This is a genomic window from Bifidobacterium sp. ESL0682, assembly GCF_029392815.1.
Classification (GTDB): Bacteria; Actinomycetota; Actinomycetes; order Actinomycetales; family Bifidobacteriaceae; genus Bifidobacterium.
Genome location: NZ_CP113942.1, coordinates 1,750,687 through 1,765,209 on the forward strand (window position 1 = coordinate 1,750,687; position 14,523 = coordinate 1,765,209).

A 14,523-nucleotide genomic window follows, 5' to 3' on the forward strand; every position below is an offset into this window, starting at 1 on the left:
ACAGCACAAAAAGCGTCGCCCTAGTCACCCCTGACATAACGAGATATTTGACATCAAAACGACGGAATTTGAACGATTCAAAAACATACAAACCACGAGAAAACAAACAGAGAGCGCTCACACACGCCTTCACTCGGCCAAGTCGAATTGTGCGGCTACAGCTTCTTTCGAGTCAATACCGGTTTTTATCTACGCTAACTTTATCAAGCGCAGCAAGGGCTGACGGATGAAACGGTCGATAAGGCAGACCACAAGCACGAATGCCAGAGAAAAATGATTTCAACCAGGAACCAATTAATCAGCCAACCCACGGAAGCAGACATACCGCCGATGGCGAAGGCACTGGCAACATGAATGGCAACGGGATCAGCGAAACGGTTCTGCACGGCTATCCACGCATAATATGTCAACGCTTGCACGACATAGAAGCCCAGAATGCCGGAAGCGAGCGCCTCGACGGCACGACTGCAGAAGGCTTTTGCGCTTGGCTGGAACGCTCTTTTTGTATTACCGTTGCAACTCAGTTTAGCTTCATCCGACTTTCTGACGCTATCCGGCGAAGGTTCCATACTATGTCCCGTATCATCGGATTTTGCGTCACCAATCGGCAAAAGCTCCATGGCGAGCGAATTGCGTTTTCGCAATCTCGCACCAGGGCACGCGGCACACATCAGCGAGCAGACGGCAAGTAGGAACGAAATGGCCGAGGTGGATTTGAACGAGAGCACCGTCAGTAGGCCGTAATGTCCACCAAACGCTGCAAAAGCGACGATACAACCGGCCACGGCGACCAGAACCACCAACGCAAGCGCCCAGAAACGGCGAGTGAGCCAGAACGGCGCAGAGTCATGCTCAGAAGCATCTTTCCCATACCACCGCTGCCAAGCACAGCCCAAAGCGCCGGCGCAAATATAAGAGGCGAAATAGGTGACGGCGCTCATCTGTTTGCGCCAGTCCAGAATGCTCAGGGAATCGAAGAAGTTGCGCCCGCTTATGGCGACGTAGATATTGAGACCGTAAATCGCGACAAGGGCAACCGCCCACAACGCCACGCACCATTTCTTCCGGCAGCGCTCAATGCACCAGCCAATGAACGGAGCAAGCAACACAAATATGACATACAGCCAGACAAATTCCAAGCTCAGAATCACATCACGCAGGCCACCGATCGACTGAATCGGCACGACCCAGCGGTTGACCGCAATCAATACCACGATATAAAACACCACGGCCGCAAGGACTTTCGCGATGCGGACCGCGGTCGGCTTCCACTCATCGCGCACAAATCCTTTATGACGCGAGCGCTGCGCCAGCCTCGGGACCAGGAAAAATGCCGAAATCATGAAAAAGATGTGGTTGCCCCAGGCTCCCAGGAACATCAGCATCGAAATCAGCCACACCGCCACCGAAGTTGAGGAAACAATGGAGATGAATGTGGGGGCTGCACCGGTCTGCATGGCTGTTGAAAGCGCGTGCGGCCCATTGAGGGCAATCTGCTCGAAAGTCAGTAAAAACGTGTGAAATACCGCGATGCCGATAATCGCCAGCAGACGCAATAATTCGACTGCAAAAATACGCGGGCGACGACGTTTTGGGCGCGCTGGCACCGATGTGGAAATGCTAGAGGATGTCATCACGGCCTTCGCGGTCAAGATAGGCGACCATGTCCTTGACCTCCTGGCTGCGAGCGCGCGGGGCGATCATCAGCGCATCGGGGGTATCGGCGATGACCATGTCATTGACGCCGAGCAGGGCGATGGTACGGTCGGAAAGCGGCATCACCACGTCTCCGGCGCTGTCGAGGCTGACCACCTTGTCGGTGTCGCCAAGAATCTTGATATTGCGGGCGCCGGTGCTGGGCAACAGCGCTGCAACAGAATTGAAGTCGCCGATATCGTCCCAGCCGAAGTCACCTGGAACCATCGCCACGCCGCCGGCCACACTCAGCGGCTCAGCCACCGCGTAATCGAACGCGATTTTCTCGATGCTCGGCCAATAAGTCGCCATCGCCTCGTCAATGGCATCGCTGTCGACATCGCTGGATTCGGCATCAACGACGCCCTGCGCCGCATATCTGGCCGCCGCGATTTCCGCATTTCTTGCAGACTCAGCGTCGCCGTCGTTGTCTACGGACATGTAGGCATCGGCGATATGCGAAATCGCATCATACATCTCGGGCTTGTATTCTCGCAGATGGTTGAGCAACACGTCGGCACGCATCACGAACATGCCCGCGTTCCAACGGTATTCGCCGGTGGAAAGATAGGCCTGCGCCGTGGCCGAATCCGGCTTTTCGACAAACCGTTCCACCAGACGCGCGTTCGGTGCACCTGGTATTTCGCTGCCCAATGACCGGCCTTGATGAATGTATCCAAAAGCCGTGGAGGGCCGAGAAGCCGCGATGCCAATGGTCGTTACGTATCCGGCGCGCGCTGCGGCCACCGCCTGCCGCACCGCTTCGGCGAACGAATCCTTGCCACGAATGACATGATCGGCAGCAAACGACCCCACAACGATCTGCTCGCCATGTCGCCTCGCCAAAATGGCCGTTGCCAGCGCGATGGCCGCCGTCGAATCACGCGGCACCGGCTCAGCGAAAATGTTGGATTCCTTGAGTTCAGGCAGCTGCGCCTCAACCGCTGCAACATGCCGCCAACCCGTGCTCACCACAATGCGATCCGGCCCGGCAAGCCGCGCGAGCCTGTCGAACGTCGATTGAATCAGCGTGCGTCCGCTGCCCATCAGATCGTAAAGGAACTTCGGCCTCGCTCCACGGCTCAGCGGCCAAAGCCTGGAACCGGTGCCTCCGGCGGGGATGATGGCATAAAAGTCCTCGAAACCATTGTTTGGCGTCGATACCTCCGGCATTGCATTTTCCAAGTTGCCCATCCCTTTTCGCGCGATTTTGAGCCTGCTTGCTCTTTAATATATTGTCGCGCGGCCCGTTGTCATTGCAAACAGCCTTCGCACCGTTGGCCGAGATAGCAGTTCGGTTCCCCATAATGCTGCCGTTTATTCGCTAAATCGCATGGTAACCGCACCATAACCGCAAAGCAAACGCAAGCACCACCCAGCAAGACACGTCCGAACGCAAGCCTCGTGGACAAAATGGAAATCATCCAGTAGTATTATTGTTTTGTGCGCGAGTGGTGCATACCGCCCGGGCATTTGCCGCTTTAGCTCAGTTGGTAGAGCGTCTCACTCGTAATGAGAAGGTCGACAGTTCGATTCTGTCAAGCGGCTCTTTATTTCCCAATATTTCTAATATTTCCAATGCACTTAATAATAAAATCCAATTGACGGCACCTTTAAAATTCTGCCTAATCCACACTTGAGCGATCATTCCGCTTCGCCATAGACTCGATATTGCAGTCGGATGGGCTCAGTGCCGAGTTTTCGCAGCTTACGCTGTTCGGTTAGATATGACGGCAGCAGCGCGATGCCCTTGCCCTGCTCCACCATGGTGACGATGGTCTCCAGCGAATCGACCTCCATCAGTCGACGCGAATCATGAGTAGCAATATGGTCGCGCAACGAACGCTTGCGGAAGACACATTCCTTGTCATGGTTAATTAACAGCGGAATACCGACAGGAAAACCTTTCGCTCCATCTTCCGCTGCGAGATAGGAAGCTTCCAACATCCCGGCACTTATCACTTGATAGTTGTCTAGTTCGCCCAAATCCACGAACGCCACCACCGATTTGTATTGATGACGCCGCGCTTCGGGAACGATGTCGCTTTGACGGCGGACGACGATGGTGCCGTAGCTTTCAGGATGAAACGACGGCATGTTGGTCATCATATAGTGCAGCAAAGTTTCGGTAATCAACAAGTCACCGGGAACACCGGCCGCTTCACGCCGCACATCGTCGAGCTCGGCCGTGATGCGCAGCGACGCACGGTAAAGTCGCTTACCGATTTTGGTAGGCTCGACGCCTTTCGCGCTACGTTCCATCAGCGTCGTGTGAAACTCTCGCTCAAGCGATTTGAGCCGGGCACTGATATTCGATTGCGCGTAGCCAAGCGCCTTTGCGGCCTTGTTGAGCGAACCGGTTTCGATAATCGCCTCGAAAATTTCCAGATCGTTGAGATTCATCGCACTCCTTTTGCCTGTAACAGCGATGGCCATAGTTTCTGTGTCATGGATGAACGTCCGTCAAATCATCTGCGATAATCAATTTATAGTATCTGCTGTATTGATATGCTATCAGCAAATACAAAATAAAGTACCTAATAAATACAACGGTTCTCATTATTCATAATTTACGATACATATCATTTTTAGCGATAGGTATATCTATTTCAAATACTATGCATCCGTCTGGCAAAGTCGTATCTTGAAGCTGTTAGAAAACGAAGAAAAAGACAAGGAGCCATTATGGCAGTGAAAATCGGTATCAACGGATTCGGCCGCATCGGACGGCTCACGTTCCGCAGGCTTTTTGAACTGAAAAGCGACGAAGTCGAAGTCGTCGCCATCAACGACCTGACCGACCCGGCCATGCTCGCCTATCTACTGCAACATGACAGCGTACAGGGGCGCTTCCCCGCGGAAGTCTCCAGCGACGAGACCGGCATCATCGTGGACGGCAAACATTACACCGTCTATGCGCAGCGCGACGCCGCGAATATTCCTTGGGTCGCCAACGACGGGGTCGAGCTGGTAGTGGAGTCCACCGGTTTCTACACCAGCACCGAGAAATCCTCAGCGCATTTGAAGGCGGGTGTCAAGAAGGTGCTCGTCTCTGCACCGGCCGGCGACATGCCGACCGTGGTCTACGGCGTCAACCAGAACGTCCTGACCGCCGACGACCGCATCATCTCCCCGGCTCCTGCACCACGCAGTCTGTGGCACTTTTGGCCAAACCGATGAACGACCATTACGGCATCCGCGCCGGCTCGATGACCACAATCCACGCCTATACCGCCTCACAGAGCCTGACCGACGGGCCGAAGAGCAAGAACGCACGCAACAACCGCGCGGCGGCCGAAAATGTCATCCCGCATTCCACCGGCGCCGCCAAGGCCATCGGTCTGGTCATTCCTGAGCTCGACGGCAAGTTGAAGGGGCAGGCCCGTCGCGTTCCGGTTCGTTCCGGCTCCCTGACTGAGCTGTCGCTGGTGCTAGAAAAAACGCCTACGGCCAACGAAATCAACGAAATGTTCCGCGAGGCCACCCGCAACAACGATTCCTTCGGTTACGACGACACCGGCCTGGTCTCCTCTGACATGATCGGTGACACCCACGGTGCGATTTTCGATCCAACGCTGACCGAGGTAGTGCCGCTTGGCGAGGGCAACGGCGAATTGGTGAAGGTCAACGCCTGGTATGACAACGAATACGGTTTCACCTGCAACATGGTGCGCACGCTGCTGCATTTCGTGAGGCTGTAAAGCAGAACGTAAACCTTACGTAGTCTCTCAGACAAAAAGAAATCGGTGCCACGACTTAATTCGCCGTGGCACCGATTTTTATATCAGAAATGAGATAACCAAAAACGAACCTTTTAAAAATCAACCGTTACTTTTCAGTTGTTTCATCATCATTCCACACCTTCTTGGCACGGTTGAACGCTGACCACGCCTTGGGCCAGCCGACGTAGAAGGCGAGGTGAGTGATTTCAGCTGCGATCTCGTCCTTGGTGATGCCGTTGGCCTTACCGATGTTGAAATGGGCATCCATCTGCTCGGTGGCACCCATAGCAATGATCGCGGCGATGGTAATCATCGAACGGTCGTGCGCAGAAAGCTCGTCCTCACGGCTCCACACCTCACCGAATAGATTGTCGAATCGCTCGGAAATATAGTTTCCAACAACCTCACTTGTTCTCGGCGGCGATAGCCTTGTGCTCAGCTTCGGCGTTCGGGAGGAAGAACGACGCGACCATGCCGACGACGGCGAAGATGACCATCAGGATGAAGCCCCAGTTGTAGCCGATGGCTTGGGCTGCAGCCTTGCCGGCGGAAGCTTGCGAGGTTGCGGCTAGGGAGATGACGAGCATCGCTAGCGCGGTGCCTAGTGAGCCACCGACCTGGCGAACCGTGGACGAAGCAGCGTTGGCGTGTGCAGTGAGACTGCCAGCGCTCATGTTGATGCCGGCGGTGAACGTGGTCATCATCGTGAATGAGATGCCGACCATGCGCAGCGCATAGCACAGGCCGATCACGAAGAGGCTGGTTTTCGCGCTGAACCAGAGCATCGGTACCGAGCCGATGAGGAGCATCAGGAAGCCGAATAGCGAGAGCTTCTTGATGCCGAGCTTGTCGTAAAGCGTACCGGAAATCGGGTTGCAAATCACCATGACCAGAGCGCCGGGCATCATCACCAAGCCGCTAATCAGTGCGGATTCCCCGCGCGTGGTCTGCAGGTAGAGCGGCAGCACCAGTTCGATGCCGACCATGGCGACGTTGCTGATGGTGCTCAACAGCGTGCAGAGGTTGAAGCGGGCGTTGCCGAAAACGTGGATGTCGAGCAGCGGCTTGGCGAGCTTCAACTGGCGGACGCAGAAGAGCGCCATGATGACCACGCCAACGATGAACAGCACCGCAAGCATCAACGTGATATGACCGGTGTTGCCGACCTCGGACAACGCGTAAAGAATGAGACCAAAGCCGAAGATGGATTCAGCGAAGGAGATAACGTCGGTGGTGGTGTGATGCGGCGAGGTGAGGTTGCGCACCAGCGGGACGGCGAGAATCGCGGTGATGGCGCTGGCTATGGCGAGAATGCTGAAGAGCATCTTCCAGCTGGAAACCTTGAGAATCAGGCCGGAAATGGTGGGGCCGACCGCCGGGCCGAAGCCGATGACCAGGCCGGTGATGCCCATGGCCATGCCGCGCTTATCAGGCGGGAACATCATCAGGATGACGTTCTGGATGAACGGCATGAGCCCGCCGGCTGCGATGGCCTCGATGATACGGCCCGCGAGCAGCACCCAGAAGTTCGGTGCGAAAATGCAGACGATTGAGCCGACGAAGAAGACACCCATCAACGTGACGAACGTGGTGCGCAGATTGAACGACTCGAACACCCACGCAGACATCGGAATCATGAGCCCGACCACCAGCAGGTAGGCCGTTGTGAGCCACTGCGCCGTAGCCTGGCTCACCGAGAACGCGCCCATGATGGTGGGTAGCGCGTTGTTCAAAAACGTCTCGGCCATCAACGCCGTGAACGAGCCGAGCAACAAAACGGCCATCATCAGGCCGCGCTGCCGTGAAGTAATCGAGGCTGTGAAGCCCCCGCTCCCCTGCCCGGACTCGGGTTGCGAAGCAGAAGCGTCCTGCTGCCCGTCTTTCTGTTGTGTCGATTGTTGATTGACCATCGATATAACCTTCCTTAATTTATAGCAAGCTACAGTTTGGATAAAAAAATATGCTTTCTCCATCACGAAACAACAAATCGGTTTGCCGTACAGCCAGGCAATAGCAGCATTGAGACTGCATTCATGCCTACAAACGGCTTCAATGCTGCAAAAATGAACGACATCAAAAATCGCTTACCCCGAAAAAGGCGGAATTCCAACGTTTCGGAAATTCGGCTTATTGCTGGCCGCAGCACGGAAGCACCAATCAACCTCACATGCTCGTTCCCTGCTACGAAATCGTCATCAATCGTCAAATTCATCGCGTCGAGCTTTCCGAAAAGTTCGCGATGATCCGCTTAAACGCAGCAATCAGCCTTTTCTGCTCGACGGACCCCAAACCATCGGTAATTTTCCCGTTGATTTGCTTCATAACGCCATGAATATCGTCGATATGCGCATTGATCAACCGCTGCCCCTCGGCCGTAAGCTCGAGCAGAATCTGCCGCCGATCGCTTTCCAACTGGGACGTCTTGATAAGCCCCGCGCTTTCCAGCCTTTTGACAATGCCACGAATCGTGGGGTGGCTGAGCACGAACCGGTCAGCAATCTCGCGCTGAGTGACGACGCGACCGCGGGCATCGTGCAGATAGACCATCAACGTAATCTGCGGCCCAGTGAGGCTGTACCCCTCAAACATCGAGGCGACACGATTGTTGAGCTCCTTCTCAATCAAGGTATTTGCAACCTTGATGAGCGGCCCCAGCTTATCCGCACCGGCTTCGCCCGGCCGAGCATCGTCCTTACCCATAGCTAGCTACAATAATTCCCGACAGCGACTTATTACATGCAATGCTTTATCGCCGCCCCCACCTGTTTGTCTAGATGATTTTGACAATTTGTATCCTGTAAGATACAGTAAAGTATGAAAATACTTAAATCAGCAACTTTCGATGATTGGCTAGTCCATCTACGAGATAAACCTGTACAGAGAAAAATCCTTGCCTGGCTGACAAGACTCGGCCTTTCAGACCGATTGATTGGAGATTGCAAATCAATCAAGGACGGCATTTACGAACAACGTTTCAACACCGGCCCCGGATATCGAGTTTATTTTGCCCGCAACGGCGATCAACTCGTTTTGCTTCTGGTAGGCGGGGATAAAAGCACTCAGGCCAGAGACATCGACAGGGCAAAAGCAATGTGGAAAGAATGGAAACAGCAATGAAAAAGCCGACACCGACAAAAGAAAACTTTAGCGAATTCAACGCATCCGACTACCTCAACACCAAGGAAGACGCGGAAAACTATCTGAAAGAAGTCATCGCCGAAGCGGATAGCATCGAAGATGAGGACGAGGCCACCTCGCTGATCGTCGCCGCTCTGGGCGAAGTAGCAAGAGCTCAGAAAAAATGACTGCCATCGCCGATCGGGCCAACGTGGGGAGGCCAAGCCTGTATAAATCCCTGAAAAAGGGAGCGAACCCTTCGTTCCGCACGGTTTACAGCACTCTCAGAGAATTGTTTGGCGGCGCAAGCCCGCTATTCCCCGCCAAACTGCTTGATTTTGCCACTGGCACAACAACGAGAACCGCAAATCAAAAGCGACCATAAAACCAGCAAAATCCCGCTGACTAGCAATCATCATCCGTCCGCCAAATCAAGGAAGAAGCCCATCATGGAACGCATCACTTTAGGAGATTCGGGCGTCAAGGTCTCGCCGATGTTCATCGGCGGCATGTCATTCGGCAAGCCGGACCCGGAACAACACGTTTGGACCATCGACCAGGAAAGCACGCAGGCCGTCATCGCACGGGCGCTCGAGCTCGGCGTCAACGCCATCGACACCGCCAACTGCTACGCGCGCGGCACCAGCGAGGAATACATCGGCCAGGCGCTGAAGAACCTCGGCATCCCGCGCGATCAAGTCGTGCTCGCCAGCAAGGTCTACTTCAACGAGGGCCATTCCTCCGCCAAGGCCATCAAGCGCGAAATCGAAGGCAGCCTGAAGCGACTGCAGACCGACTACCTCGATCTCTACATCCTGCATCGCTTCGACTACACCACGCCGATGGAGGAGACCATGCAGGCGCTCGACGAACTGGTGCGCGCGGGCAAGGTGCGTGCCATCGGCGCCAGCGAAATGTACGGCTACCAGTACCACAACCTGCAGGTCGTCGCCGAAGAGAACGGCTGGACGAAGCTCTCGACGCTGCAATGCCACTACAACCTCATCTACCGCGAAGATGAACGCGAGCTCATCCCGGTCGCCCGGCAGTATAACGCGGTTCCGACTCCTTACAGCCCACTCGCTTCCGGCCACCTCGCCCGCAAGACCTGGGATTCCGATTCGCTGCGCGGCAAGACTGACAAGGTCGAACACAGCAAGTACGACCGCGACCGCGCCATCGACCAGCCCATAGTCGACCGCGTCGCCGAACTCGCCGAAAAGCGCGAGGTAAGCATGTCGCAGATCGCCTTGGCCTGGCACTGGGCGCACGGCCCGTCAGCGCCGATTGTCGGATGCAGCTCCCCCAAGCGCGTTGACCAAGCCGTTGCCGCAATGGACGTCAAGCTGAGCCCCGATGAGGTCGACTACCTCGAGGCACCCTACATCGCTCACGAACTGGTCGGCCCGCTGGCCCGTCCGGGCGATAAGCCGCTGGCCGGCACCACTGCTCCGCCGGAAACCAAGTAGGCTGAGAAGCCAGTGGGTTATAGGCCAAGCCCCTCAACCCACTGGCCAAGCGTGGACTCACTGACGTCGGCAGTGAAGCGCTGCCCCGTCTTCCATATACCCTTCGGCGCGGAATCATGCAAATGCTCGCCGCTCGCACCGTCCATGCTTCCGCCGGAAGTGGCAAACGGCACGATGGTCTTGCCCGAAAAATCCTGGCTTTCCAGGAATGTACGCACAATCTGCGGCGCAACACCGTACCAAATCGGATAGCCCACAAACACCACATCGTAAGCGCCAACGTTAATGGCCTTGGCCATCTGCGGACGAGCCTTGACGGCATGCTCCACGCTCGCGCGGCTTTTCTCGTCATCCGCCTTGAGATCAGAGGCGATATACGGCATAGACGGTGTGATTTCCTCGATATCAGCACCGGCAGCCTTAGCCAGCTTCTGCGCTACATCGCGCGTGTTCCCCGTCGCAGAAAAATACGTTACTAGTGTTTTATGAGTCATTTTGACCTCTTTTGTCTGACGCTTCTCACACTGCCGTACATTGTAAGTTCGGACCTCTACGAAGCCAAGAGTTCAAAGGCTTGAAAGCCAGAATCCAAGCCGCTCCCGCGCGACAAAGAATACACGAAAACCACAAGCAAACGTGCGAGCAAAGGGACTCGAACCCTCACGACAAAGTCACAGGAACCTAAATCCTGCGCGTCTACCAATTCCGCCATGCTCGCGTAACCAGATTCAATCTATCAGACCCATCGCCCAACGCGAGCCGACACGCCTGACAACATACCGCTGTGTTATCCATAAACCTAGCACCCTTTCCAACCGGATTTAAAATCAATATGCAACCATTTTGCACTGTAGTACAATTGCCAATTTTTCAACAAAACTGCAAAAAACGCGGTACTTCTTACACATGTCAAGCGATACTCTAGAATTAATTAGAGGTTTAAGTGTCAAATGTAATACTAAATTTGCGCTTTTCAAAGGGTTTAACTAAGAAAGTGGTTTCGAAATGGGTGTTTTTCGCAACATTGTTGTCTTAATATTATGCATTACAGTTGCGCCCGATATTATTCCGTCGCAGATGTATGACAAAATACTAAATTCTTCATCCATTTCCGCATCCGCCTCACCTGATCCCGCACCGTCGCGGCACCGTTCCTCATCTTCCGACATTGCCCAGCACCATTCCGATTTTTGCGGAATTCCGGCTCATCGCAGGTTTCTAAATCACCACAGGTTTCCACCTCCCCACAAAGCTCCCGCATATCTTCCAATCCGCAAAATTCCCGCAAGTCCAGCACTTTGCACGACCCGCACGCTTCCAACGCCACGCAACTCCACCAGACGCGCTCCGCTTCGCAAGTCACCACCGACCTGTCCAAAGGTACAACCCCCGCCCCTATGTTTCGGTCCGACCCGGAGTCTCCATCCGTCCAACAGCAGATTAGTCCGCGAACCTCCTGCACCCAGACCAGCTGGGAGAGCATGGGCACGCCCGACGACGGCCGGCCACTACGCCACCTCATGGCCAGGCGGCAACCGCCTGCCCTACGTGTCCGGCAGGGACACCAGCCCCGTGCAATGGCGCGTCGACAGCGCCTGCGTCCTCCACCTCACCGGCGGCACCACACCATACTGGCACACCTACACCGGCGCCCCGTGGTATTCGATCAGCCGAACGCTGGCGGGAGTCAGTGTGGAGGGCAACCTCACCATCACCAGCCCAGCCATGTTCGACAACTGTTTGTACGTGACGTCGTTCACCGTGCAACCCGGCGCACACATCAACCTCGTCAACCAAGGCGGCGTCCGAATGTTCGGCGATACGGGGCTGACCACACTCGACCTCAGCAACTTCAACACCACCAACGCCACCGGCATGAGCTACATGTTCTTCGACTGTTTTGCGCTGGCCACACTCGACCTCAGCCCCCTCGACACCACCAACGTCACCGACATGAGCGGCATGTTCAACAATACGGGGCTGGCCACACTCAACCTCAGCTGACCCTCGACACCACCAACGTCACCAACATGAGCTACATGTTCAGCAGTGCAGGGCTAGCCACACTCGACCTCAGCCCCCTCGACACCACCAACGTCACCAACATGAGCCATATGTTCTTCCACTGTTTTGCGCTGGCCACACTCAACCTCAGTCACTTCGACACCACCAAAGTCACCGACATGAGCTACATGTTCAACTACTGTAAGAAGCTGACCGCACTCGACCTCAGCAACTTCGACACCACCAACGTCAATAACATGCGTTACATGTTCTACTTCTGTTCAAATTTGACCACACTCGACCTCAGCAACTTCGACACCACCAAAGTCACCGACATGAGCTACATGTTCAGCGAGTGTTATGATCTGACTACACTCGATGTCAGCAACTTCACCACCGCCAAAGCCTTCGACACAAGCTACATGTTTGACGGCTGCTCAAGGCTGACCACACTCGACCTCAGCAACTTCGACACCACCAACGTCAACAACATGAACTCCATGTTCTACAGGACTTCGGGGCTGCGTCGAGTGGCGTTGGGCGCGAACACCCGTCTCCGCTCCACTTCGTATTTCCCCGGCAGCAACGTGTCGACGTGGGTGAAGGTGGACGCGCTCGAGACCGACCCCTGGCAGTACACGCTTTCCACGCCCGCCTGGTCCGGCACCTTCAGAGATCTGCAGACCCTGGCCGCCGGCACCAGCCCCCAGGGCGTCTACATCGACAAGACCCTCATCCCCACCGGGGTGCGCCTGCTCGCGGACGCCAACGGCGGCACCATGCCAGCCAACTGGTCCGACCACGTCGACACCAACCTCGGCGCCAAGACACTGACCATGCCCGCCGCCACGACCATCACCGCCAACAAGCCCGGCAGCCTCTTCGCCGGATGGAACACCTGCCAGGACCCCGCGACCGGCACCGGCTGCACCGCCTATTCGGCAGGCCAGGGCATCACCATCGCGCAGGGCGACTCCTGGCCCGTGCGCACCATCACCCTCTACGCCCAATGGACCGCCCTGCCGGCGCCCAAGGCGGGCACGCCCAACGTGAACGTGCCCGCCAGCGGCTACCCCACCATCAGCGTGGACATCACCAACCCCTCCACCCACTACAACGGCGAGCAACTCTACGCCACCACCCACAAACCCGAAACCTGGACCAGACTCGCCGCCTACACCGCCGACGGCACCGGAGGCACCACCACCTGGACCGGCCTGGGCGCCGGCAACCTCCAGGACGACATCGGCGACACCTACACCATCGACACCTACGCCACCATGACCGACCCCGCCACCGGACGCACCGTCACCACCACGCCCGACACCGCCGACGGCAGCAGACTGCACGGCATCCTCCCCTACGCCAGGATCGTCCTCGACGCCAACGGCGGCACCGGCGCGCCCGCCACCATCGCCGGGCTCGCCGACAGCACCACCAACAAGACCCAGCTGGCCATCCCCGGCCCCGGCGCCATGACCGGCCCCACCGACCCCGGGCAGACCGACAGCCACAAGACCTTCACCGGATGGAACACCACCGGCACCGCCACCGGCCCGGACACCACCCTCAACCCCGGCAAGCCCGTCGACGGCACCAACAGCACCAGGACCCTCTACGCCGTATGGAAGACCGTCAACGCGCCCACCGGGCTCACCGCCAAACGCCTCGCTTCCGGCAACCTCATCCAGATCACCGGAAGCTCGACACCATGGGACAGCACCGACACCGTCACCGTATGCGCCAAACGCACCGGCACCCCCGAGACCGCGTGGAAATGCGGCGACACCAACAGCGCCGACAGCCAGTGGGACACCGGAAGCACCACCTGGGACGGCGCCACCACCCACAATTGGACGGTCACCATACCCCACGACTTCAGCATTGACCAAGCCGGCGCCTACGACATCAAAGCCACCCTCAACACCAAAGGCCCTTGGGCTGCGACCAACACCGCCACCTCACTGGACGCCACCGCCAGCCCACAGATCGGCGGAACCCTGGCCAACCTCCCCCTCACCGGCGGACGACCGCAACACCTCGCCACACTGATGGCCGCCGGACTCGGCACGGCACTCCTCCTGCTCGCCGCAGCCGACACGCTCCGCGCCCAACGACGCAAGACGGCACGCCACACCAGGTAGACCACTGTGCCGGTAGTAGGTGCGGCGATGCCGCGAACACAGCACCGCCGCACCTCCTACCGGCTCATTACGAAATCACAACCAAACTTGCGGAGCATACCAGCCCCGCGCCATAACGACGTAAAGATTGCGACCACCAAGCATGACCCGACGTCTAAACGCCGCAGCAATTAAAAGACTTCCCGCCCGGGTCCAACATCACCGAGCGGGAATACCAACCGGGCGCCGACACGGCAACCAAACAAACCCAAACCAACCTCCGTGTCGGCGCCCATCTACTTCATACAACATAAGAATCAGGAAACAGAGCCAAAAGGCCGATTTTATCCGCAACTTCGCTCGTCAGACCTATCGCACAGCACAGCGGTTTGG

General features: G+C 56.6%; 13 protein-coding genes, 2 tRNA genes and 1 pseudogene. 8 read left to right on the forward strand and 8 right to left on the reverse strand.

Annotation, left to right across the window (positions count from 1 at the left end; translation table 11 throughout):
* Nucleotides 1-203: 203 nt before the first annotated feature.
* On the reverse strand, nucleotides 204-1,652 hold the full coding sequence (locus OZX57_RS07255; protein WP_277161996.1) for an acyltransferase family protein: 1,449 nt from the start codon (nucleotides 1,650-1,652) through the stop codon (nucleotides 204-206).
* Entirely contained in the window at nucleotides 1,621-2,868 is a 1,248-nt protein-coding gene (locus OZX57_RS07260; RefSeq protein ID WP_277161997.1) for a sugar phosphate nucleotidyltransferase, read from the reverse strand. Before OZX57_RS07260 ends, OZX57_RS07255 begins: the two co-directional genes overlap by 32 nt.
* 302 nt (nucleotides 2,869-3,170) lie before the next feature.
* Here OZX57_RS07260 and OZX57_RS07265 point away from each other — a divergent pair.
* Nucleotides 3,171-3,243, forward strand: a tRNA-Thr gene (locus OZX57_RS07265).
* Nucleotides 3,244-3,339: 96 nt separating this feature from the next.
* Here OZX57_RS07265 and OZX57_RS07270 read toward each other — a convergent pair.
* Nucleotides 3,340-4,098, reverse strand: coding sequence for a LysR family transcriptional regulator (locus tag OZX57_RS07270; RefSeq protein WP_277161998.1), 759 nt, complete (start codon nucleotides 4,096-4,098; stop codon nucleotides 3,340-3,342).
* Between the two features lie 282 nt (nucleotides 4,099-4,380).
* Here OZX57_RS07270 and gap point away from each other — a divergent pair.
* Nucleotides 4,381-5,396: pseudogene (gap, locus tag OZX57_RS07275) on the forward strand (type I glyceraldehyde-3-phosphate dehydrogenase).
* Nucleotides 5,397-5,523: 127 nt separating this feature from the next.
* On the opposite strand, the gene OZX57_RS07280 reads toward gap, so the two are convergent.
* The 3 genes from OZX57_RS07280 to OZX57_RS07290 all read right to left on the reverse strand — a co-directional run bounded on the left by OZX57_RS07280 (nucleotide 5,524) and on the right by OZX57_RS07290 (nucleotide 8,117).
* Nucleotides 5,524-5,856 (reverse strand): carboxymuconolactone decarboxylase family protein, encoded by a 333-nt coding sequence (locus OZX57_RS07280; protein ID WP_348637186.1) that lies wholly within the window; start codon nucleotides 5,854-5,856, stop codon nucleotides 5,524-5,526.
* A complete protein-coding gene (locus OZX57_RS07285; RefSeq protein ID WP_277161999.1) occupies nucleotides 5,822-7,327 on the reverse strand; it encodes an MDR family MFS transporter in 1,506 nt (501 codons plus the stop codon). The genes OZX57_RS07280 and OZX57_RS07285 overlap by 35 nt, the downstream gene beginning before the upstream one ends.
* Before the next feature lie 298 nt (nucleotides 7,328-7,625).
* Nucleotides 7,626-8,117, reverse strand: coding sequence for a MarR family transcriptional regulator (locus OZX57_RS07290; RefSeq protein WP_277162000.1), 492 nt, complete (start codon nucleotides 8,115-8,117; stop codon nucleotides 7,626-7,628).
* A 114-nt stretch (nucleotides 8,118-8,231) separates the two neighbouring features.
* On the opposite strand from OZX57_RS07290, the gene OZX57_RS07295 reads away from it, so the two are divergent.
* The 4 genes from OZX57_RS07295 (at nucleotide 8,232) to OZX57_RS07305 (ending at nucleotide 10,003) form a co-directional block, all read left to right on the forward strand.
* Nucleotides 8,232-8,534 carry a type II toxin-antitoxin system RelE/ParE family toxin gene (locus tag OZX57_RS07295; protein ID WP_277162001.1) on the forward strand — a complete coding sequence of 101 codons (303 nt, stop codon included), beginning with the start codon at nucleotides 8,232-8,234 and terminating at the stop codon, nucleotides 8,532-8,534.
* The gene (locus OZX57_RS07300) at nucleotides 8,531-8,722 is read left to right on the forward strand and encodes a hypothetical protein (RefSeq protein WP_277162002.1); all 192 of its coding nucleotides are present in this window, start codon (nucleotides 8,531-8,533) and stop codon (nucleotides 8,720-8,722) included. Before OZX57_RS07295 ends, OZX57_RS07300 begins: the two co-directional genes overlap by 4 nt.
* On the forward strand, nucleotides 8,719-8,919 hold the full coding sequence (locus OZX57_RS08640; protein WP_348637168.1) for a hypothetical protein: 201 nt from the start codon (nucleotides 8,719-8,721) through the stop codon (nucleotides 8,917-8,919). Before OZX57_RS07300 ends, OZX57_RS08640 begins: the two co-directional genes overlap by 4 nt.
* Nucleotides 8,920-8,983: 64 nt before the next feature.
* Complete coding sequence (locus tag OZX57_RS07305; RefSeq protein ID WP_277162003.1) at nucleotides 8,984-10,003, forward strand: aldo/keto reductase; 1,020 nt, start codon at nucleotides 8,984-8,986, stop codon at nucleotides 10,001-10,003.
* 17 nt (nucleotides 10,004-10,020) lie between these two features.
* Here the strand turns inward: OZX57_RS07305 and OZX57_RS07310 are convergent, their stop codons facing one another.
* Together OZX57_RS07310 and OZX57_RS07315 are read right to left on the reverse strand one after the other, a co-directional pair.
* On the reverse strand, nucleotides 10,021-10,497 hold the full coding sequence (locus tag OZX57_RS07310) for a flavodoxin (protein ID WP_277162004.1): 477 nt from the start codon (nucleotides 10,495-10,497) through the stop codon (nucleotides 10,021-10,023).
* Nucleotides 10,498-10,640: 143 nt separating this feature from the next.
* Nucleotides 10,641-10,721: transfer RNA gene (locus OZX57_RS07315), tRNA-Leu, on the reverse strand.
* Nucleotides 10,722-11,575: 854 nt separating this feature from the next.
* On the opposite strand from OZX57_RS07315, the gene OZX57_RS07320 reads away from it, so the two are divergent.
* Complete coding sequence (locus tag OZX57_RS07320) at nucleotides 11,576-12,007, forward strand: BspA family leucine-rich repeat surface protein (RefSeq protein WP_277162005.1); 432 nt, start codon at nucleotides 11,576-11,578, stop codon at nucleotides 12,005-12,007.
* A complete protein-coding gene (locus tag OZX57_RS07325) occupies nucleotides 12,004-14,151 on the forward strand; it encodes a BspA family leucine-rich repeat surface protein (RefSeq protein WP_277162987.1) in 2,148 nt (715 codons plus the stop codon). Before OZX57_RS07320 ends, OZX57_RS07325 begins: the two co-directional genes overlap by 4 nt.
* Nucleotides 14,152-14,523 lie beyond the last annotated feature (372 nt).